This is a genomic window from Actinacidiphila alni (assembly GCF_900112845.1).
GTDB classification, from domain to species: Bacteria; Actinomycetota; Actinomycetes; order Streptomycetales; family Streptomycetaceae; genus Actinacidiphila; species Actinacidiphila alni.
This window is the reverse complement of record NZ_FONG01000017.1, coordinates 67,579-87,603: the sequence shown is the minus strand read 5'-3', so window position 1 is coordinate 87,603 and position 20,025 is coordinate 67,579. Positions and strand designations below refer to the sequence as shown.

At 70.5% G+C, this 20,025-nt stretch carries 15 protein-coding genes and 4 tRNA genes; 11 read left to right on the top strand and 8 right to left on the bottom strand.

Annotated elements, in window-relative coordinates:
- The first annotated feature begins 110 nt into the window (after positions 1-110).
- Positions 111-1,175: a phosphoribosylformylglycinamidine cyclo-ligase gene (gene purM, locus BM076_RS25305; protein ID WP_093715997.1), complete on the top strand. Its 1,065-nt coding sequence runs from the start codon at positions 111-113 to the stop codon at positions 1,173-1,175.
- A 126-nt stretch (positions 1,176-1,301) separates the two neighbouring features.
- Here purM and BM076_RS25300 read toward each other — a convergent pair whose 3' ends face one another.
- Together BM076_RS25300 and BM076_RS25295 are read right to left on the bottom strand one after the other, a co-directional pair.
- The gene (locus BM076_RS25300) at positions 1,302-1,550 is read right to left on the bottom strand and encodes a DUF3073 domain-containing protein (RefSeq protein WP_093715996.1); all 249 of its coding nucleotides are present in this window, start codon (positions 1,548-1,550) and stop codon (positions 1,302-1,304) included.
- A 244-nt stretch (positions 1,551-1,794) separates the two neighbouring features.
- Positions 1,795-2,952: a Leu/Phe/Val dehydrogenase gene (locus BM076_RS25295; RefSeq protein WP_407640706.1), complete on the bottom strand. Its 1,158-nt coding sequence runs from the start codon at positions 2,950-2,952 to the stop codon at positions 1,795-1,797.
- A gap of 204 nt (positions 2,953-3,156) precedes the next feature.
- On the opposite strand from BM076_RS25295, the gene BM076_RS25290 reads away from it, so the two are divergent.
- A complete protein-coding gene (locus BM076_RS25290; RefSeq protein WP_093715994.1) occupies positions 3,157-4,002 on the top strand; it encodes a hypothetical protein in 846 nt (281 codons plus the stop codon).
- A gap of 451 nt (positions 4,003-4,453) precedes the next feature.
- A complete protein-coding gene (gene bldC, locus BM076_RS25285) occupies positions 4,454-4,660 on the top strand; it encodes a developmental transcriptional regulator BldC (RefSeq protein WP_003949541.1) in 207 nt (68 codons plus the stop codon).
- A 497-nt stretch (positions 4,661-5,157) separates the two neighbouring features.
- Here bldC and BM076_RS25280 read toward each other — a convergent pair.
- From BM076_RS25280 to BM076_RS25260, 5 genes are all read right to left on the bottom strand, one after another.
- Positions 5,158-5,232, bottom strand: a tRNA-Asp gene (locus BM076_RS25280).
- 81 nt (positions 5,233-5,313) lie between these two features.
- The gene (gene hrpA, locus BM076_RS25275; RefSeq protein ID WP_093715993.1) at positions 5,314-9,267 is read right to left on the bottom strand and encodes an ATP-dependent RNA helicase HrpA; all 3,954 of its coding nucleotides are present in this window, start codon (positions 9,265-9,267) and stop codon (positions 5,314-5,316) included.
- A gap of 126 nt (positions 9,268-9,393) precedes the next feature.
- Positions 9,394-9,467, bottom strand: a tRNA-Phe gene (locus BM076_RS25270).
- 4 nt (positions 9,468-9,471) lie between these two features.
- Positions 9,472-9,546: transfer RNA gene (locus tag BM076_RS25265), tRNA-Asp, on the bottom strand.
- A 205-nt stretch (positions 9,547-9,751) separates the two neighbouring features.
- A complete protein-coding gene (locus BM076_RS25260; RefSeq protein ID WP_245796331.1) occupies positions 9,752-10,249 on the bottom strand; it encodes an ATP-binding protein in 498 nt (165 codons plus the stop codon).
- Between the two features lie 177 nt (positions 10,250-10,426).
- Between BM076_RS25260 and BM076_RS25255 the strand changes: the two genes are divergently transcribed.
- The 4 genes from BM076_RS25255 to BM076_RS25240 all read left to right on the top strand — a co-directional run bounded on the left by BM076_RS25255 (position 10,427) and on the right by BM076_RS25240 (position 12,921).
- Positions 10,427-11,290 carry a helix-turn-helix domain-containing protein gene (locus BM076_RS25255; protein WP_093715992.1) on the top strand — a complete coding sequence of 288 codons (864 nt, stop codon included), beginning with the start codon at positions 10,427-10,429 and terminating at the stop codon, positions 11,288-11,290.
- A 4-nt stretch (positions 11,291-11,294) separates the two neighbouring features.
- A complete protein-coding gene (locus BM076_RS25250) occupies positions 11,295-11,525 on the top strand; it encodes a DUF397 domain-containing protein (protein ID WP_093715991.1) in 231 nt (76 codons plus the stop codon).
- A gap of 113 nt (positions 11,526-11,638) precedes the next feature.
- Entirely contained in the window at positions 11,639-12,475 is an 837-nt protein-coding gene (locus BM076_RS25245; RefSeq protein ID WP_093715990.1) for an SAM-dependent methyltransferase, read from the top strand.
- A complete protein-coding gene (locus BM076_RS25240) occupies positions 12,472-12,921 on the top strand; it encodes a PPOX class F420-dependent oxidoreductase (protein ID WP_093715989.1) in 450 nt (149 codons plus the stop codon). Before BM076_RS25245 ends, BM076_RS25240 begins: the two co-directional genes overlap by 4 nt.
- A gap of 91 nt (positions 12,922-13,012) precedes the next feature.
- Here the strand turns inward: BM076_RS25240 and BM076_RS25235 are convergent.
- Positions 13,013-13,088, bottom strand: a tRNA-Glu gene (locus BM076_RS25235).
- A 97-nt stretch (positions 13,089-13,185) separates the two neighbouring features.
- On the opposite strand from BM076_RS25235, the gene BM076_RS25230 reads away from it, so the two are divergent.
- The 4 genes from BM076_RS25230 (at position 13,186) to BM076_RS25215 (ending at position 19,941) form a co-directional block, all read left to right on the top strand.
- Complete coding sequence (locus tag BM076_RS25230) at positions 13,186-13,536, top strand: metallopeptidase family protein (RefSeq protein ID WP_093715988.1); 351 nt, start codon at positions 13,186-13,188, stop codon at positions 13,534-13,536.
- Positions 13,537-13,726: 190 nt separating this feature from the next.
- Positions 13,727-14,227: a hypothetical protein gene (locus BM076_RS25225; protein ID WP_143120636.1), complete on the top strand. Its 501-nt coding sequence runs from the start codon at positions 13,727-13,729 to the stop codon at positions 14,225-14,227.
- A gap of 257 nt (positions 14,228-14,484) precedes the next feature.
- A complete protein-coding gene (locus BM076_RS25220) occupies positions 14,485-16,578 on the top strand; it encodes a DEAD/DEAH box helicase (protein ID WP_093715986.1) in 2,094 nt (697 codons plus the stop codon).
- Positions 16,579-16,824: 246 nt separating this feature from the next.
- Positions 16,825-19,941, top strand: coding sequence for an FG-GAP repeat domain-containing protein (locus BM076_RS25215; protein ID WP_093715985.1), 3,117 nt, complete (start codon positions 16,825-16,827; stop codon positions 19,939-19,941).
- Positions 19,942-20,025 lie beyond the last annotated feature (84 nt).

Here is a 20,025-nt window from a genome sequence, read left to right as displayed (position 1 = left end):
CCGCGCGGTCCCCTCGTACCCGAAACAGACTCGTACCCGAAGCAGACCCGTACCGACGCAATCTCGTACCCGAAGCAACGACGTACGAACGACACGAAGGTTCCCCAGCCATGTCTGAGTCAACCGGTGCCAGTTACGCCGCCGCCGGCGTCGACATCGAGGCCGGCGACCGCGCCGTCCACCTGATGAAGGAGTGGGTCCGCAAGGCCACCCGCCCCGAGGTGGTCGGCGGCCTCGGCGGCTTCGCCGGACTCTTCGACGCCTCCGCCCTCAAGCGGTACGAGCGCCCGCTGCTCGCCTCGGCCACCGACGGCGTCGGCACCAAGGTGGACATCGCCCGCCGGATGGGCGTCTACGACACGATCGGCCACGACCTGGTCGGCATGGTCGTGGACGACCTGGTGGTGTGCGGCGCGGAACCGCTGTTCATGACCGACTACATCTGCGTCGGCAAGGTCTACCCGGAGCGGGTCGCGGCCATCGTCAAGGGCATCGCCGAGGGCTGTGTGCTGGCCGGCTGCGCGCTGGTCGGCGGCGAGACCGCCGAGCACCCGGGGCTGCTGGCCGCCGACGACTTCGACGTGGCGGGCGCGGGCACCGGTGTCGTCGAGGCGGACGAGGTGCTGGGCGCGGACCGGATCCGCTCCGGTGACGCGGTGGTCGCCATCGAGTCCTCGGGCCTGCACTCCAACGGCTACAGCCTGGTCCGGCACGTGTTGTTCGACCGGGCCGGCTGGTCGCTCGACCGGCAGGTGCCCGAGTTCGGCCGCACCCTCGGCGAGGAGCTGCTGGAGCCGACGAAGATCTACTCGCTGGACTGCCTGGCGCTGACCCGCACCACCCCCGTGCACGCCTTCTCGCACATCACCGGCGGCGGGCTCGCCAACAACCTGGCCCGGGTGATCCCGGACGGTCTGCACGCCACCGTCGACCGCTCCACCTGGGAGCCCGCGCCGGTCTTCGGACTGGTCGGCGAACTGGGCGGGGTGGAGCGCCTGGAGCTGGAGAAGACCCTGAACATGGGCGTCGGCATGATCGCCGTCCTGCCGCAGGAGTCGGTGGACGTGGCCCTCGCCACCCTGGCCGACCGGGGCGTCGGGGCCTGGGTCGCGGGCGAGATCACGGCACGCGAAAATGGCGCCGCCGCCGTCGAACTGACCGGTGACTACGCCTGACGGCCCGCGAACGGCCGATCCTCATGACCGACGGTCCTCATGCGCCGACGACGAAACCCGGTCCGGGTTGGGCCCCGGACCGGGCCGACGTGACGTGCGGAAATGTGCGTCTACGTGACGGAAGTGTCAAGCGTGACGGCGCTGAGGAGCTGACTCGGACTCGTCGTCCTCGTCCTCGTCGTCGTTGTAGCGATCCGCGTACTGTGCGTACGGGTCGTCATCCTCGTCATCGTCCTCGACAGGCTCCGGATTGACCGGAAGCGGTGACGATGCGCCCAGCTCGTCGGCCAGACGTGAGAGATCCGTGCCGCCGCTGTTGTACTTCAGCTGGCGGGCGACCTTCGTCTGCTTGGCCTTGGCCCGGCCGCGCCCCATGGCTCGACCCCCTTAACGGCGGGGCTCAGCGGCCCCGAGTCTTGACACGCGTTCATGATGCGGAGCGGCCTCCCCGGAGAGAGACCGGTCCGTAGGCCCACAACGGTACCTGCTTCCGACGCCGCACGGTACGTCGCCCGCACGACACGCGTCGGAACAGGGGCTGTTCGCGGCCCTGTTCTGCCTGGTCAGGGCCGATTTTACCTTCTTCTAGCGCGAACTTGCTATCGGGCCGTGCTGTCGGTCACGCGGACCCTTCCGGACGCAACCATTCCGCGCTCGGAGTACGCTCCGCGATCCGCTGTTCCGCGAGCCGGTCGGCCGCCACCGCGGGCGGCACACCGTCCGCCTTCGCCCGGTCGAAAATGGCCAGGGTCGTGTCGTAGATCTTCGTGGCCTTGGCCTTTGCCCGGTCGAAGTCGAAACCGTGCAGCTCGTCGGCGACCTGGATCACGCCACCGGCGTTCACCACGTAGTCCGGCGCGTAGAGGATGCCGCGGTCGGCGAGGTCCTTCTCGACGCCCGGGTGCGCGAGCTGGTTGTTGGCCGCGCCGCAGACGACGGTCGCGGTGAGCGCGCCCACGGTCGCGTCGTCCAGCGCGCCGCCCAGCGCGCACGGCGCGTACACGTCCAGCGGGGTACGGACCAGCACCTCGGCGTCGCTCACGGCCGTCACCCGGCCGGGGTGCCGCGCGACGATCCGCTCGACGGCGTCGGCGCGCACATCGGTGATCACGACCTCGGCGCCGTCGTCCACCAGATGCTCCACCAGGTGGTGGCCGACCTTGCCGACCCCGGCGATGCCGACCCGCCGGCCGCGCAGCGTCGGCTCGCCCCACTGGACCTTCGCGGCGGCGCGCATGCCCTGGAAGACACCGAAGGCGGTGAGCACCGAGGAGTCGCCGGCGCCGCCGTTCTCGGGGGAGCGGCCGGTGGTCCAGCGGTTCTCGCGGGCGACGACGTCCATGTCCGCGACATACGTGCCGACGTCGCACGCGGTGACGTACCGGCCGCCGAGCGAGGCTACGAACCGGCCGTAGGCGAGCAGCAGTTCCTCGGACTTGAGGGTGTCGGGGTCACCGATGATCACGGCCTTGCCGCCGCCGTGGTCGAGCCCGGCCAGCGCGTTCTTGTACGACATGCCGCGGGCGAGGTTGAGGGCGTCCTCGACGGCCTCCTCGTCGGAGGCGTAGGCGTGGAAGCGGGTGCCGCCGAGGGCCGGGCCCAGGGCGGTGGAGTGGAGCGCGATCACGGCCTTGAGGCCGGAGGCGCGGTCCTGACACAGGACGACCTGCTCGTGCCCGCCCTGTTCCGATCGGAACAGCTTGGCGAGTACGGACGACTCGGGGGAAACGGTCGGCTCGATCGACGAGGCGCGGTCCGTCTGTCGTACGTCGGTCACGGTGGTGACTCCCATAGTCCAGTTATTCCGGGCGAACCCGGTTGGCCTTGCTGGCCTCCGGCTCCCCGTGCGGGTGGCGGGAGGCCGGACAATCAGAAGCGTAGGCCCTGCGCGGGCGATCATGGGTGCGTGGCCGGGATCACCTCCGGCACGGTGGGTCGCGTGGGACGATCGGAACAACGGCACGGTGACGAGGGAGCGGGTGTGGGCGGTTCACCGGTACTGGTCCCGTACGCGGCCTATTTGCGGGTCTACGAGCCGCTGGCGGCCTTTCCCGAGCCCGAACGGACCCACTGGTACCGGTATGCGGCCCGCGGCCTGACGCGTACCGCTCAGGACGAACTGCGGCAGTCGCTGGCCGACCTGCTGCCGGTGCCGCCGATGGCCGTCCCCGTGCACGAGAGCCGGGACGCGTTCGTCGCGGTGGTCGCCGGCGTCACCCACATCTGCCCCTGGCGCACCCGGCTGCGCGGCTGGCTCGCGCTGGAGCACGTGGGCGAGCTGCTGCCCGAGCCGGTGCTCGACGCGATGCTGCCGCCGGTCGTACGCCGCCAGGCCGCAGCCGACCACGAGAGCTGGCGGGACCGCAACCCGGACGCCCGGCCGTGGATCCGCTCGGCCACCTGGCACGTACCGGTGCGCTGGTTCACCCTGGTCGGCGACGACGAGCGGGAGTACGAACCGGCCGGCGCGGGCGAGTCCAAGGAGCCGCTGCTGCGCTACCGCACGCCCATGGTGCAGGCCAGGCGGCGGGTGGCGCGGGCGCTGCGGGTGCTCAAGGACGCGCTGGACGAGGGCCCGCTGATCGACGGGCTGATCGACGTGGGGCGCTGGCTGGAGGAGTTCCACCCGCGCTCGCTGGTCGAGCTGGACTACGGCGGCCTCGTCCATGTCATGGGCCAGGACGTGCTCGCCGAGGACCGGTCGGCGGCCGATGTGGCCGAGGGGCTCGCGGCGCTGCGCGAGGGTGACACCGCGGCGGCCGGCGAGGCGTACGAACGCCTGACCGACCGGTGGCGGGCCGTGCGGGAGCTCCAGTTCTCCAGCTGAGCCATGTGTTGTCTCGTTGTGTCTCTTGCGCCCCTCAGCTTGCCTTTTGGCATCGAGAGCGGCGGTAATGGCCCAAGCGTGACGGAGAGCACGTAAGCGGACTCTTGCCTGCATCGCCATCTCTCGTGTCAAAATGGGACATCGGGTCCTCCTCGGGCTCGTTTCGAAGGTGGGGATGGGGCAGATGATCAGGTTGTGACTGATCGTCACGTTGGTGTGACTGTCCGCTATGACACGGTCCATCGGCATCCGCCGAGCTTGAACACCTGAGAGGGCAATTCCATCGGTTTGGCCGACGCGGCTGGACGGATGGTGTAGTTGTAGTGCCGAGGACAAGCCGTTCGTCCTATTACCGACTCGGCCCGCGTCTGCCATTTCGGGCAACGCGGGTCAAGGTGCAGAATTTAGAGGAAAGAACCGCGTTGGTTCGGTTCTCTCGAGGAGGCCGCTCATGACCGCTCGCACCCCTGATGCCGAGCCGTTGCTTACCCCTGCTGAGGTCGCCACCATGTTCCGCGTCGACCCGAAGACGGTCACGCGCTGGGCAAAGGCCGGCAAGCTCACGTCGATCCGCACGCTCGGCGGGCACCGCCGCTACCGCGAGGCGGAGGTCCGCGCGCTGTTGGCGGGCATTCCGCAGCAGCGCAGCGAGGCCTGACGGGCCTGACAGGCCCTTATGGGCGGCTTACGGGGCCCCCACCCCATACGTCGCCCGCCCCCCCCGAAGGTCACCTGCCCCCATCAGGGAAGCCGGAGGGTGCTCCAAGCTCGGCAACACCGTTTCACCCGCTTCACCCCGCTTCACCAGACCGCATCGGACTCCGCCGGGTCCGATGCGGTCTTTTCTGTGCCCGGAAGAAGCGTGATCCGTGGGGTCCTGGGGGCGGTTGCGTGCTGGTGTCGGAGTCGTCCCCGGGAGGGTGCCATTGCACATATTAAATCGACAGCTCTCCGGAGGGCGTCCGGTTCCCCACTCCCGAAACGGTTTTCCGTGACTCCCGTCACACGACGCCCACTTGTGGATCTTGCCGAGGGTGCGCTAATGAACTCCCGCCCGCATACGGGGAGTCAGCGCCCAGCCCCACGGGAGGGCGCCCGGGCACAGCAAAAAGGCCCGCCCCCTCGAAGGGGCGGGCCTAGTGGCAGACGTAAAAGCGGTCCTGACGGGATTTGAACCCGCGGCCTCCACCTTGACAGGGTGGCGAGCACTCCAAACTGCTCCACAGGACCTGGTGTCGCAGCCCGTTCGGCGCGGCTGCGAGACAGACTGTACAGCAGGTCAGGGCGTGCGGTCGAACTCGTTCCCGGCCGTCAGGCCCAGGCTTCGTCGAGGGCCTTGAAGACGCGTTTGTCGGAGACCGGGAAGGCCGTGCCCAGGGCGTGGGCGAAGTAGCTGACCCGCAGTTCCTCGATCATCCAGCGGATGTCCCGCACCGCGGCCGGCACCGGCCGCCCGGCCGGCTGCGCGGCCAGCAGCTCCGCGTACTCGCCCTGGATCTCCCGGACCTTCTCCATGCGCGTGGTGTCCCGCTGGACGCCCGTGGGCATCTGCTGGAGGCGGCGGTCGATGCCGACGAGATACCGCATCAGGTCCGGCAGCCGCTTCAGCCCCGCCTCGGTGACGAAACCGGCGTGCACCAGGCCCGCGAGCTGCTCCCGTACGTCCTGGAGGTTGGCGACCAGCGCCAGGCTGCTGGTGTCCTTCAGCCGTCGCTCGCAGGACTGCCAGGCCGCGAGCACCTGCTGCACCCGCTGCACGCTGCGCCCGGTCAGCTCCACCAGATCGGCCCGCACCGCGTCGTAGAGCTTGCGGTACGACTCCTCGTCCCAGGCGGGCCCGCCGTGGTCGGCGATCAGCCGGTCGGCCGCGGCCGTCGCGCAGTCCTCGAACAGCGCCTGCACACTGCCGTGCGGATTGCGCGACAGCGCCAGCTTCTGCTGGTTGGACAGCCGGTCCGCGGCGAACTTCGCCGGATTGACCGGCACATTGAGCAGGATCAGCCGCCGCGTCCCCCGCCACATCGCCGCCGCCTGCTCCGGCTCGGTGTCGAAGAGCCGTACGGCCACGGTGGCGCCCTCGTCGACGAGCGCCGGATACGCCTTGACCGGCTGGCCCGAGCGCCGCGCCTCGAAGGTGCGCGGCAGCGCCCCGATCGTCCAGTCGGTGAGGCCGGTGCGCTGCTGGACCGAGGCGAGCGCCGGGTCGGAGGCCGACTCGAACGCCTTGGTGATCGCCTCCCGCGTCCTCGGCTTCAGCTTCAGCCGCAGCGCGTCCAGGTCCTTGTCCTCGGCGAGCTTGCGCCGCCGCTCGTCCACCACCCGGAAGGTGATCTTCAGGTGCTCGGGCACCTTGCCGAGGTCGAAGTCCTCGGCGGTGACCGGCACCCCGACCATCTTCTGCAGCTCGCGCGCCAGCACGGCCGGCAGCGGATCGGGCCCGGCGACCGCGGTGTCCAGGAAACGCTTGGCGTAGTTCGGCGCGGGCACGTAATGCCGGCGGATCGCCTTGGGCAGCGAGCGGATCAGCTCGGTGACGACCTCCTCGCGCAGGCCCGGGATCTGCCAGTCGAAGCCCGCCGCCGAGACCTGGTTGAGGACTTGCAGCGGGATGTGCACGGTCACGCCGTCGGCGTCTGCGCCGGGCTCGAACTGGTACGTCACGCGGAATTTGAGCGCGCCCTGCCGCCAGGAGTCGGGGTAGTCGGCCTTGGTGACCGCCTCCGCGTTCTCGTTGATCAGCATGGAGTGCTCGAAGTTCAGCAACTCCGGTTCGTCGCGCCGCTTCTGCTTCCACCAGGAGTCGAAGTGGGCGCCGGAGACGACCTCTTCGGGCAGCCGCGCGTCGTAGAAGTCGTACAGCGTCTCGTCGTCCACGAGGATGTCGCGGCGCCGGGCGCGGTGCTCCAACTCCTCGACCTCGCCGAGGAGTTTGCGATTGTCGTGGAAGAACTGGTGGTGGGTGCGCCAGTCGCCCTCGACCAGTGCGTTGCGGATGAACAGCTCGCGCGAGACGACCGGGTCGATCCGCCCGTAGGTGACCTTGCGCTGGGCGACCAGCGGCACGCCGTAGAGGGTGACCCGCTCGTACGCCATCACCGCCGCCTGGTCCTTCTCCCAATGCGGCTCGCTGTAGGTGCGCTTGACCAGGTGCTGGGCCAGCGGCTCCACCCACTCCGGCTCGATCCGCGCGTTGACCCGCGCCCACAGCCGGGAGGTCTCCACCAGCTCCGCCGACATGATCCAGCGCGGCGGCTTCTTGAACAGCGCCGAACCGGGGAAGACGGCGAATTTGGCGCTGCGCGCGCCCACATACTCGTTCTTGTCGGTGTCCTTGAGGCCCAGGTGCGAGAGCAGCCCGCTCAGCAACGACTGGTGCACCCGTACCGGATCGGCCGCGTCCTCCTCGGACTTGGGCTCGGTGACGGTGATGCCCAGGGACTTGGCGACCGTCCGCAGCTGGCTGTAGATGTCCTGCCACTCGCGGATCCGCAGGTAGTTGAGGAATTCGCCGCGGCACATGCGGCGGAAGGCCGACGAGGACAGCTCCTTCTGCCGGCCGCGTACGTATCCCCAGAGGTTGAGGAAGGCCAGGAAGTCGCTGGTCTCGTCGCGGAAGCGGGCGTGCTGCTGGTCGGCCTGTGTCTGCTTGTCCGCCGGGCGTTCGCGCGGGTCCTGGATGGACAGCGCCGCCGCGATCACCATGACCTCGCGCACGCACCCGTTCCGGTCGGCCTCCAGCACCATACGGGCCAGCCGCGGGTCCACCGGCAGCTGGGAGAGCTGGCGGCCCATGGGGGTGAGCCGTTTGCGCGGGTCCTTCTCCTTGGCGTCCAACGCGCCCAGCTCTTCGAGGAGTTGGATGCCGTCCTTGATGTTGCGGCTGTCCGGCGGGTCGATGAAGGGGAAGCGCGCGATGTCGCCGAGGCCGGCCGCCGTCATCTGGAGGATGACCGAGGCCAGGTTGGTGCGCAGGATCTCCGCGTCGGTGAACTCCGGCCGGGACAGGAAGTCGTCCTCGTCGTACAGCCGGATGCAGATGCCGTCCGCGGTGCGGCCGCAGCGGCCCTTGCGCTGGTTGGCGCTGGCCTGGCTGATCCGCTCGATGGGCAGCCGCTGCACCTTGGTGCGGTGGCTGTAGCGGGAGATGCGGGCGGTGCCGGGGTCGATGACGTACCGGATGCCGGGGACGGTCAGCGAGGTCTCGGCGACATTGGTGGCCAGCACGATCCGGCGGTTGCTGTGCTGCTGGAAGACGCGGTGCTGCTCGGCCGACGACAGCCGCGCGTACAGCGGCAGCACCTCCGTCGAGCGCAGGTTCTTCTTCGTCAGCGCGTCCGCGGTGTCGCGGATCTCGCGCTCGCCGGAGAGGAAGACCAGGATGTCGCCGGGGCCCTCGGCCTGGAGTTCGTCGACCGCGTCGCAGATCGCGGTGATCTGGTCCCGGTCGTCGGCGCTGTCCTCTTCACCGTCCCCTTCTTCGGTGAGCGGCCGGTAGCGGACCTCCACCGGATACGTCCGCCCGCTGACCTCGACCACCGGCGCGTCGCCGAAGTGCCGCGAGAAGCGCTGCGGGTCGATCGTCGCCGAGGTGATGATCACCTTCAGATCGGGGCGGCGCGGCAGCAGTTGGGCGAGATAGCCGAGGATGAAGTCGATGTTGAGGCTGCGTTCGTGCGCCTCGTCGATGATGATCGTGTCGTACGCGCGCAGTTCGCGGTCGGTCTGGATCTCGGCGAGCATGATGCCGTCGGTCATCAGCTTGACCAGCGTGGAGTCGCTCACCTGGTCGGTGAAGCGGACCTTCCAGCCGACGGCCTGGCCCAGCGGTGTGCGCAGCTCCTCGGCGACGCGCTCGGCCACCGTACGGGCCGCGATCCGGCGGGGCTGGGTGTGGCCGATCAGGCCGCGCACCCCGCGGCCCAGTTCCAGGCAGATCTTCGGGATCTGCGTCGTCTTGCCCGAGCCCGTCTCGCCCGCGACGATCACCACTTGGTGGTCGCGGACCGCCGCCAGGATCTCGTCCTTCTTCTGGCTGACCGGCAGCGCCTGCGGATAGTCGACCGCGGGCACGGCGGCCCGGCGCGCGGCGAGGCGGGCCTCGCCCTTGTCCATCTCGGCGGCGATCTCGGCGAGCACCGCAGCCCGCGCCTCGGGTTTGCGGATCCGGCGGGCGCCGTCGAGACGGCGGCCGAGCCGCTGCTCGTCGCGCAGGGTCAGCGCGGGCAGCCGGCCGGCGAGGTCGGCGGTGGTGGGTTGGGTAGACATACCTGATCCAGGATCGCATCTGCGGCGGGCGAGCGGCGAACGCATTTCCTCCGCTTCCGGCCGCACCCGCTCACGGCCCCGGGAACGACGTAGGCCCCGTCCGAGGACGGGGCCTACGTCGTGCGGTGGCTGGGGCCGGGGTCGAACCGGCGACCTACCGCTTTTCAGGCGGTCGCTCGTACCAACTGAGCTACCCAGCCGCAGCGGTCCTGACGGGATTTGAACCCGCGGCCTCCACCTTGACAGGGTGGCGAGCACTCCAAACTGCTCCACAGGACCAAGCTTGTGCGGGACAATTCTCGCACAGGATCTCGGGTGCTCCGTACCGCTTATCTGCGGCCCTGACAGTGACCGGAAGGTCACGCTGGGGCAGGGGCACGTCGCTGGATCAGCGTAGCAGACCCCAGGTGAGGCCCCTGACCACGGACTCGGTGCCGACCCGGCTCCTCACGGACTCCGGTACGGGTCGGGCCTCGGTTACGGGTCAGACCTCGGTGTCGCGGAAGACCGCGCGGACGATCCGGCCGATGCCGTCGCGGCCCGGCACCACGCCCCACTCGTCGCAGACCGCGTCCACCAGCAGCAGACCCCGGCCGCTCACCTCGTGCGTACCGCTGTCGCGCAGCACCGGTCCCTCGTCGGCGCCGCCGGCATTGCCGTGGTCCTCGACCTCGACGCGGACCCGCGTCCCGTCGCGTCGTACCGAACAGATGACGGTGGGGCTCGCGGTGTGCCGTACGGCGTTGGTGACCAGTTCGCTCACGAGCAGCGCCGCGGTGTCGCAGGCGTCCGCGCTGCAGCCGCGCGCCGTCAGATAGGCACGCGCGCGCCGCCGGGCCTCGGAGACCGCCGCACCGCACGCCAGCAGTTCGAAAGTGCAGCCGCCGGCGCGTGGGCCGGGGGCGCGGGGAACCGCGGCAATACCGGGAGTGGCCGTCCCGGAACCGATGGTGTCGACGGTGTCGGTGGTCGGTGAACCCACAGCGGAGATTCCTCTCCATCGCGTGTGTGTGAACGTGGTCACGAGCTCACTATGCTCCCGCCCCGTGGATGGGGCAAGGATAATCTTGATAATTTCACGGAGAAGGCTTCGGGGGTGTGGATATCACCGAGAGGGATGGCACACTGCTCCCATGGACGCGGTGAGAGGAGCCGGGGCGTGACGGCTGCGCAGTCGTCGGGCGGCTCGACCGTCCGGCTGATGGTGCTCGGCAGGAGATTGCGCGACCTCCGGGTCGCGGCCGGGAAGTCTTTCGAGGACGCCGCCGTGGTCCTCGACGTCGCTCCCCTCACGATCCGCCGCATGGAGCTGGCCAAGGGCAAGTGGAAGCTGCCCTACGTCAAGACACTGCTGGAGGAGTACGGCGTCCCCGCCGACGAGGCCAGGACCTTCCTCGCCCTGGTCAGGGACGCCAACCAGCCCGGCTGGTGGCACCGCTACCGCGACGCCCTGCCCACCTGGTTCAGCGGTTACGTCAGCCTGGAGGAAGAGGCCAGCCTCATCCGGGCCTACGAACCCCACTACATTCCCGGCCTGCTGCAGACCGAGGAGTACGCGACGACCGTGCTCCGGGCCGGCCTGCACGACGCCGAGGAAGAGGTCGAGCGCCGGGTCGCCGTCCGTATGCAGCGGCAGCAACTGCTCACCACCGCCGAGCCCCCCGAATTGTGGGTGGTGATGGACGAGACCGTGTTCCGCAGACCCATGGTCCCGGTCGACGTGATGCGGTCCCAGATCGACCGCATCATCGAAGTCACCGAGCAGCTACCGAACGTGAAACTCCAGGTGCTGCCGTTCGGAATCTGCGCGCACGAGGGGATGTACGGGGCTTTCCACATCTTCCGCTTCCCGCACGAGGAGATCTCCGACATCGCCTACGTCGAGAATCTCGTCGGTGCCGTGTACCTCGACGAGTACGACGACGTCACGAACTTCCAGGAAGCGCTGGACCGCTTGTGCGCCCACGCCCTGCCAGTACAACGCACCGGAGAATTCCTCGGTGCCATTCGCAAGGAGCTCTAAGCCCGTGAATCGCATACACAACGCTGTTCGTACGCTCGGGGCGGAAGGCTGGCACAAGCCGTGGAGCGGCAGCAACGGCGGGAGCTGCGTCGAAGTGCGACGGCTGGCCGACGGCCGGTTCGCGGTGCGGCAGTCCACCGATCCGGAGGGCCCCGCGCTCATCTTCACGCAGATCGAACTCGACGTTTTCTCCCGCGGCTGGGAGGCTGGACAGGCCAGTCTGTCCCTTTCCTGACGTTTGCACCCGCTTACTGCTTTCCCTGCCTTCCCAGCTTTCCCGTTTTTTGTTTGGCGTGATCCTGCTCGACCCGAATCTTGTGAACGTTGCGTAATCAGGAGGAACAGCGGATGCCCGACGACATGGCCTGGACGCGGCGGCCGGCGAACTACGAACCGCCCGAGATCGACACGTCGGTGCCGCACTCGGCGCGGGTCTACGACTACATCCTCGGCGGCAAGGACAACTACCCGCCGGACCGCGAGGCCGCGGAGCGGATGCTCGACGGCTGGCCGAGCCTGCGGATATCGATGCGCGAGAACCGCACCTTCATGCACCGCGCGGTCCGCTTCCTGGCCGAACAGGGCATCGACCAGTTCCTGGACATCGGCACCGGCATCCCGACCTCGCCGAATCTGCACGAGGTCGCCCAGGGCGTGACCCCGAGCGCCCGCGTGGTCTACATGGACAACGACCCGATCGTGCTCGCCCACGCCGGCGCCCGGCTGACCAGCACGCCCGAGGGACGTACGACGTACATCCACGCGGACATGAACGACCCGGCCGCGATCCTCAACTCGCCCGAGCTGACCGAGGCGCTCGACCTGTCCCGGCCGGTCGCGCTGTCGATCATCGCGGTGCTGCAGTTCGTGATGGACGACCAGAAGGCGTACGACCTGGTCCGGCAGTACGTGGAGGCGCTGCCGTCCGGCAGCTGGCTGGCGATCTCCACCGTCACCGTCGACTCCAGCCCGAAGCCGATCGGCGGGGTCGTCGCCGAGTACACCAAGCGCGGCATGCCCGCCCGCAACCGCACCCACGCCGAGGTGCTGCCGTTCTTCGACGGCCTGGAGCTGGTGGAACCGGGCATCGTCCTGGTCAACAACTGGCGGCCGGAGCCCGGCACCGAGGGCAAGGTCAAGGACTCGGACGTCGCCATGTACGCGGGCGTGGCGTACAAGCCATGACACCGCCGGAGTCCGACCGTACCCACCGGTCCGCCGCCCCCGCCGATCCGGCCCTGGAGCAGCTCGGCGGCGAGAAGTACGTGTTGGTGACGACCTTCCGCCGGAACGGCACCCCCGTGCCGACCCCGGTCTGGGTGGTCCGTGACGGAGCGGCGCTGGGCATCTGGACCACGGCGGACTCCGGCAAGGTCAAGCGCATCCGCAACCGCGAGGACGTCCTGGTCACCGCCAGCGACGTCCGCGGCCGCGCGAAGCCCGACGCCCCCTCGCTCACCGCCCGGGCCACCCTCACCGGACCGGAGGAGACGGCCCGCTTCCGCAAGCTGATCGCCCGCAAGTACGGCATCACCGGCCGGCTGGTCCTGCTGGGCAGCCGGCTGCGCCGCGGCGAACGCGGCACGGTGGGCGTGCGGGTCACCCTGACGGGCACGCAGGACGAGGGCTGAGGATTTCTGAGGTTTTCCGCCGGACGCGATCGAGCCCGGGCCGCTTCGGGGCGGCTCGGGCTCGGTTCGTGTGCGGTCCGTCCTGCGACGGTGGTGCCCCCAACGGGATTCGAACCCGTGCTACCGCCTTGAAAGGGCGGCGTCCTGGGCCACTAGACGATGAGGGCTGGCCTGCGCAGCATAGGGGATCGGCGGAGGGTTCGCCAAAACGCTTTTGGCGCGGTCGCGGGTGTGCGCGGGGGCGCCCGCCGGGACAATGAACGTGTGCTGGAGATGACGCGCGAGGAGTTCGAGGAACTGGTCGGGGAGGCCCTCGACCGGATTCCGGCCGAGCTGACCCGGCTGATGGACAATGTGGCCGTCTTCGTCGAGGACGAACCCGCGCCCGGCGACCCGGATCTGCTCGGCCTGTACGAGGGCACGCCGCTGACCGAGCGCGGCGAGTGGTACGCCGGAGTGCTGCCGGACCGGATCACCGTCTACCGCGGCCCGACCCTGCGGATGTGCGCCACCCGCGAGGAGGTCGTCGCCGAGACGGAGGTGACCGTCGTGCACGAGATCGCCCACCACTTCGGCATCGACGACGCCCGCCTCCACGCACTCGGGTACGGCTGAGCGCCGCGCCGCGACCGGGCACGTACGGCGGCGGGTACGTACGGCAGGCGGGTGCGTACGGCAGGGCGCGTACCTCGGCGGGTACGCGCTCGGGTACGGCTGGGCGCGCGGGCGTGTCCTGCCAGGAGGCGGGGGCGTTGGACACGGCGATCCGACCTCCTCCCCGTACCGAGCCCCGAGGTGCATGCACGTGCTCCCTGCTCCAGCCGACCGTCTCCGTCTCGGGCTGCGCTCCGCCGTCCTCGTCGCCCTGGTGGCCTCCGGCGTCGCGGCCTGCGTGAGCGCCGGCAGCGAGTCCGACCCCAAGGCGCCCAGCCACGGGCCGGGCGTCAGCGCCGGGGTCGTCGCGGACGGCTCGTCGGGCCCGCACGGCAGGAACGGCACGCACCACGGCGACGGCCCGATGTCCCCGTCCCCGTCCGCCACCGGTACGGCCTCGCCCGACGGCACCCGCTCGCCGGCCGCGGAGCACGGGAGCGGCGCGCGGGACGGCGGCCCGGCCGGGGCCGGCGGCGCGCCGACCCCCTCGGACGGCAGTTCGGCTCCGCAGCCCACCGCCCAGCAGTCGCCCACCGCCGACCCGCCCACCGCGCCGCCCACGACCGACCCGCCGACCACCCAGCCGACCACCGACCCGCCGTCGTCCAGCCCGGCCGCGGACCCCAGCGGCTCGGCCGACCCGGGCCACTGAGCGCGCCACCGAGCGGACCACCGAGCGGCCCGGCCTGCGGACGGACGTGCAGGTCAGGGCGGGTGCCTTGGAATGATTGGCAAAAGGGCCGCCGGATGCGTATGCTGGTAGATCGTTTGATCCCATTGCCTGGCGCCTGATCCGATGCGCGCCGCGTGGCGCGTTCCTTTTCTCCTGTGGCTGACCGCATCGAGGCGGTTGTAAGCAACCTACGGAGCTGGCGCGTGCCGTAAGTCTCCGAGAGGTTTAGCTTCAGCATGCCCATTGACAGTGCCGACCGTTCCGCCATGCCCGAGAACGACGAGATCATCGCCGTGGCCGCCGTGACGGACATCACCGACACCGCCGACACCACTTCCGAGAACACCGACACCACCGAGAGCGCCGAGCCCGGCGTGACCTTCGCCGACCTCGGCCTCGCCGACGGCATCGTCCGCAAGCTCGCCCAGAACGGTGTCACCACCCCCTTCCCGATCCAGGCCGCGACCATCCCGGACGCGCTGGCCGGCCGGGACATCCTGGGCCGCGGCCGTACCGGCTCCGGCAAGACGCTCTCCTTCGGCCTGCCGCTGCTGACCCAGCTGGCCGGCGGCCGCACCGAGCGCAAGCACCCGCGCGGCGTCATCCTCACCCCGACCCGCGAACTGGCGATGCAGGTCGCCGACGCCCTCCAGCCGTACGGCGACGTCCTCGGCCTGAAGATGAAGGTCGTCTGCGGCGGCACCTCGATGCAGAACCAGATCTACGCGCTGGAGCGCGGCGTCGACATCCTCGTCGCCACCCCGGGCCGGCTGCGCGACCTGATCAACCGCGGCTCCGCCGTGCTGGACCAGGTCGAGATCGCCGTCCTCGACGAAGCCGACCAGATGGCCGACATGGGCTTCCTGCCCGAGGTCACCGAGATCCTCGACCTCGTGCCGGCCGGCGGCCAGCGGCTGCTGTTCTCCGCCACGCTGGAGAACGAGATCGACACCCTCGTCAAGCGCTACCTGGTCGACCCGGTCACCCACGAGGTCGACGCCGCCCAGGGCGCCGTCACCACCATGAGCCACCACGTGCTCGTCGTGAAGCCGAAGGACAAGGCGCCGGTCACCGCCGCCATCGCCGCCCGCAAGGGCCGCACCATCATCTTCGTCCGCACCCAGATGGGCGCCGACCGCGTCGCCGAGCAGCTCATCGAGTCCGGTGTGCGGGCCGACGCGCTGCACGGCGGCATGACCCAGGGCGCGCGCACCCGCACCCTGGAGGACTTCAAGGGCGGGCAGGTCAACGTCCTGGTCGCCACCGACGTCGCCGCCCGCGGCATCCACGTCGACGGCATCGACCTGGTGCTCAACGTCGACCCGGCCGGCGACCACAAGGACTACCTGCACCGCTCCGGGCGCACCGCCCGCGCCGGCAAGTCCGGCACGGTCGTCTCGCTCGCCCTGCCGCACCAGCGCAAGCAGATCTTCCGGCTGATGGAGGACGCGGGCGTGGACGCCTCGCGCCACATCATCGGCGGCGCCGGCGTCTTCGACGAGGACGTCGCCCGGATCACCGGCGCCCGGTCGCTGACCGATGTGCAGGCCGACGCGGTGCAGAACGCCGCGCTCCAGGCCGAGCGCGAAGTCGCCGACGTCACCAAGCAGTTGGAGCGGCTGCAGCGGCGCGCCACCGAGCTGCGCGAGGAGGCCGACCGGCTCACCGCCCGCTCGGCCCGCGAGCGCGGCGAGGACCCGGATGAGGCGGTGGCGGCCAAGGCCGCCGAAGTCGCCGCCGAGGCGGCCGCGTTGGCCGCGGCCACCCCCGAGGTGCCCGAGCCCCGCGAGGAGCGCGGCTACCAACGGCGCGACGACCGCGGCAACTTCGAGCGCCGCGACACCCGGCCGTCCTACAACAACCGCGACTCCCGCTCTTCGTACGACCGCCGTGACTCGCGTCCGTCGTACACCTCGCGCGACGACCGCCGTGACAGCCGCCCCTCCTACGACCGGCGCGACGACCGCCGCGACTCCCGTCCCTCGTACGGCGAGCGCAGCGGCCGGCCGTCCACCCCGTACAACGGCCGCGACTCCCGCTCGTCCTCCTACGACCGCCGCGACGACCGCCGTCCGTCCTCCTCGTACGACCGGCGCGACGACCGTGACCGTCCCTTCAACCGCGACCGCCGCGACAGCAGCCGCCCGTCGTCGTCCTCCTCGTACGACCGCCGCGACTCCCGTCCCTCCTACGGCGACCGCGACTCCCGCTCTTCGTACGACCGCCGTGACTCGCGTCCCTCGTACACCTCGCGCGACGACCGCCGCGGCTCGGCCCCGGCGGCCGGTTCCTCCTACGACCGCAAGCCGCGCTGGAAGCGCAACGGCTGACGCGTGATCCTCTCCTGAACGGGCCCGCCCGGTGCGAACAACATCGCACCGGGCGGGCCCGTTCGCGCAGGTGGGCGCCGCCTTCCCGCGGGCCTGTGGACAAGAGTTCCAGGAGCTGTGAGGCGGCTGTTAGAGTGCGCTCACTTGCATGGGGGTACAGCCGGGGGGCTTCACCGCAGCGCGCTGAATCGGCCGGACAGGCCGGGGTTCCGCCATGCCGTTTCGTGATCTCCAGGGGAGGAACGGGTGGCCGAGCGCGCCCATATCCGCGGTGTTCTCGCCGCTGTCGTCACTCTCGCCCTCGCGGCGGGCGCCGCGCCCTTCGCGGGCGTCGGCGTCGGCCCGGCCGCGGCGGCACCGGCCGCCGGCTACGACGTGGTGATCCCGGCGGTGAACAAACCGGTACTGGCCGACCGCTATGTCACCTCGGCTGGTTCCCACGGGTACTTCCGGGTGTTCGACGGCGTCGGGCAGTGGGTGCCGTACGAGTCGGGTACGCCGCGGACGGCCGCGGGTTCCGGGGGCGTCCCGCTGATCCTGCCCGACGGCAGCGAGCGGTTCGCCGAGCCGTGGGCGGGCACCATACGACTGACCGACCCGGCCGCCGGCACGTCCACCAACTTCGCGCTGCCGCACGGGTACAGCTTCGCCGCCGCGATCGGTACGTCCGAGGGCTGGGCCGCCATCGCCACCGCCGAGGTGCTGAACACCGACGGCAACGTCATCGGGAAAACCGTCCACCTGCTGACCTTCGACGCCGGGGCGACCACGTTCGTCGACCGGCCGGTGACGGGTCTGCCGGCCGACGGCCAGTACCGCGCCACGATGCTGAAAGGCGAGACCGCGGCACGCGTCGTCGTGGCCACCACGTCCGACAGCGGTATGGCACTGAATGTGGTGGACCTCGCCGATGCGGCGACCGTCCACACGACACAAGCGCCCTCGGGCGTCACCTTCTTCAGCAATTCGCACTCCTTCGGCTGGTACAGCACCGGCACCCTCACGCTCCACTCACTGGCCGACCCTGCCGCCGCACCCCGTACGGTCTCGCTCCCGGCCGAGGCGAACGCCGGCAGCACGGCGTACGACATCACCCTGACCGACAGCGCGCTGCTCGCCGTACGCAAGGGTTCGACCTGGAACGACGGTCGCGCCGACCCGCTCTACTCCGTGCCGCTGGACGGCGGCCCCGTCACCGAGCCGCTGCCGGACGCGTCGGCCCCGCACGCCTCCGGGGACGCCGGGGCGTACGTCAGCGGCGGTACGGACGCCGACCACTGGGACACCTACCGCATCGCCCCCAGTGGCGGGACACCCGTGGCGCTCTTCCACAACCGGATCCTCAGGCCGGTCCGCTACGGACTCACGCTCGGCCACGGCCGCCTGGCGTTCATGGAGGGCCGTGAGGACAACACGGGTGCCGTGTACGCCGCCCTCTACCACCAGGACGAGGGCGTCGGGCCGGTCCCGCAGCCGACCAGTGCCCCGTACCTCAGCAGCCTGGGCGGCGCTCCGGTGTCGTCCTGCGCGACTCCCGGCCACTGTACGGCCGGTCTGGCCATGGGCAGCGACGAGTACACGCTGTCCTGGGTCGAGGAGGGCGCGGACGGCAAGGACACCGTCAGGGCCGAGAACAACACGATGCTCGGCGGGGTGCCCGTCGACTCGTCCGGCGGCCGGATCGTGGACGCGTCCGAATGGACCACGATCTACAACAGCGGCTCCAACGGACGCCAGTACATCGTGTCCCCGGGCTACCGCAAGGTCGTCATGACGCGGCCGATCGTGCCCGCGGCGCTGTGGGGCGACACCTTGTGGAGCGCGACCGGCACCAAGGGACAGCTCGCGCAGACCGATCTCGTGCACAATTCCTCGGCGGGCCCGGTCACCCGTCCCTCCCTCACCACCGACGCGCCCTGCGCGATCAAGGAGGTGCAGGCGCTGGGCCGCTGGCTGTACTGGTCCTGCGGCGCGAGCGGCCCGGCCGGGGTCTACGACCGCACGGCGAAGAAGTCCGTACGGGTCCCGGCGGGTCCCGCCCTGCTCGGCGACGGCTTCGTGCTGCGGCACCCCGGCGATCAGCTCCAGCTCACCGACATCCGGCCGGGCACCGCGGGCGCCACCCGGACGCTGGCCGCGCTGCCCGCCGACCCGGCACTGCCGGACACCGGGCGGGGCAATACCTGGACGCTCGACAAATTCCGCGGCGCGATCGCGTACACGACCGCTGACGCCGCGACCCATCTCGTGTCGCCCGTAATCGCCCCCGCACCGGTCAACGCCGCCTGGTCGGACGTCCGTGTGCAGAGCTGGCCGAGGGACGGCGGGTACGGCGACTGGTCGGGTGAGTGGCTGCTCAGCGGTGCCGTGTCCGGCTGGAAGCTGGAGATCCGCAGCATGGCGACGGGCGCGCTCCAGGCCACGCGCAGCGGCGGGGCGACGCGCTCATCCATTTACGCCAACTGGAACGGCAGGGACGCCAACGGCGTGTACGCCACCGACGGCGGCTACCGATGGACGCTGACCACCACTGCGGCCAATGGCGTGAGCCAGGGCGGCACCACCGCCAGTGGCGTCCTCTACGTCTACGGCGGCCGTCCCACGCAGCACAGCCTCACCGCGGGCGGCAGCGCCAACGTGCTCGGCGTCACCCCGGCCGGGGTGCTCCGGCTCTACCAGGCCGCCGCCAACGGCACGCTCAACCCGCCGCAGACCGCCGATCACGGCTGGCCGACCACCGCCACGTATCTCGCCTTCGGCGACCTGGACAACAACGGCTACGGCAACCTGCTGGTACGCACCAGCGACGGCAAGCTGCGGTCCTACCCCGGCGACGGGGAGGGCTCCTTCCTGCGGTCCGACCCCTCCAGGCTGATCGGCCCCGGCTGGAACATCTACAACACCCTGCTCGCCCCCGGCGACCTCACCGGCGACGGCCGGCCGGACCTGCTCGCCCGCACTCCGTCCGGTGACCTCTACCTCTACGCCGACAACGGCTCCGGCGCCTTCCGTGCCCGCGTGAAGATCGGTTACGGCTTCGGCATCTTCAGCACGATGACCGGCGTCGGTGACCTCACCGGCGACGGCACCGGAGACCTCGTCGCCCGCGACAGGTCCGGTGTGCTCTGGCGCTACGCCGGCGACGGCAAGGGCCGCCTCAAGGCCCGCGTCCGCGTCGGTCCCGGCTGGAACACGTACACCGCCCTGGTCGGCCCCGGCGACCTCAATCGTGACGGCCGCGCCGATCTCGTCGCCCGCGACGCCTCGGGCGTCCTGTGGCGTTACTTCGGCACATCCGGTGGGCAGTTCGGTCCGCGCGTGCGAATCGGAGGGGGCTGGGACGGCTATCGGCTGCTGTTCTGACCGGTCCTGTCCCGTCCCGCCCTCTGCCACACCCTTTCGTGTCCCGGTCATGTCCAGGAGGAACCTTTGCTCGGACGCGCTGCT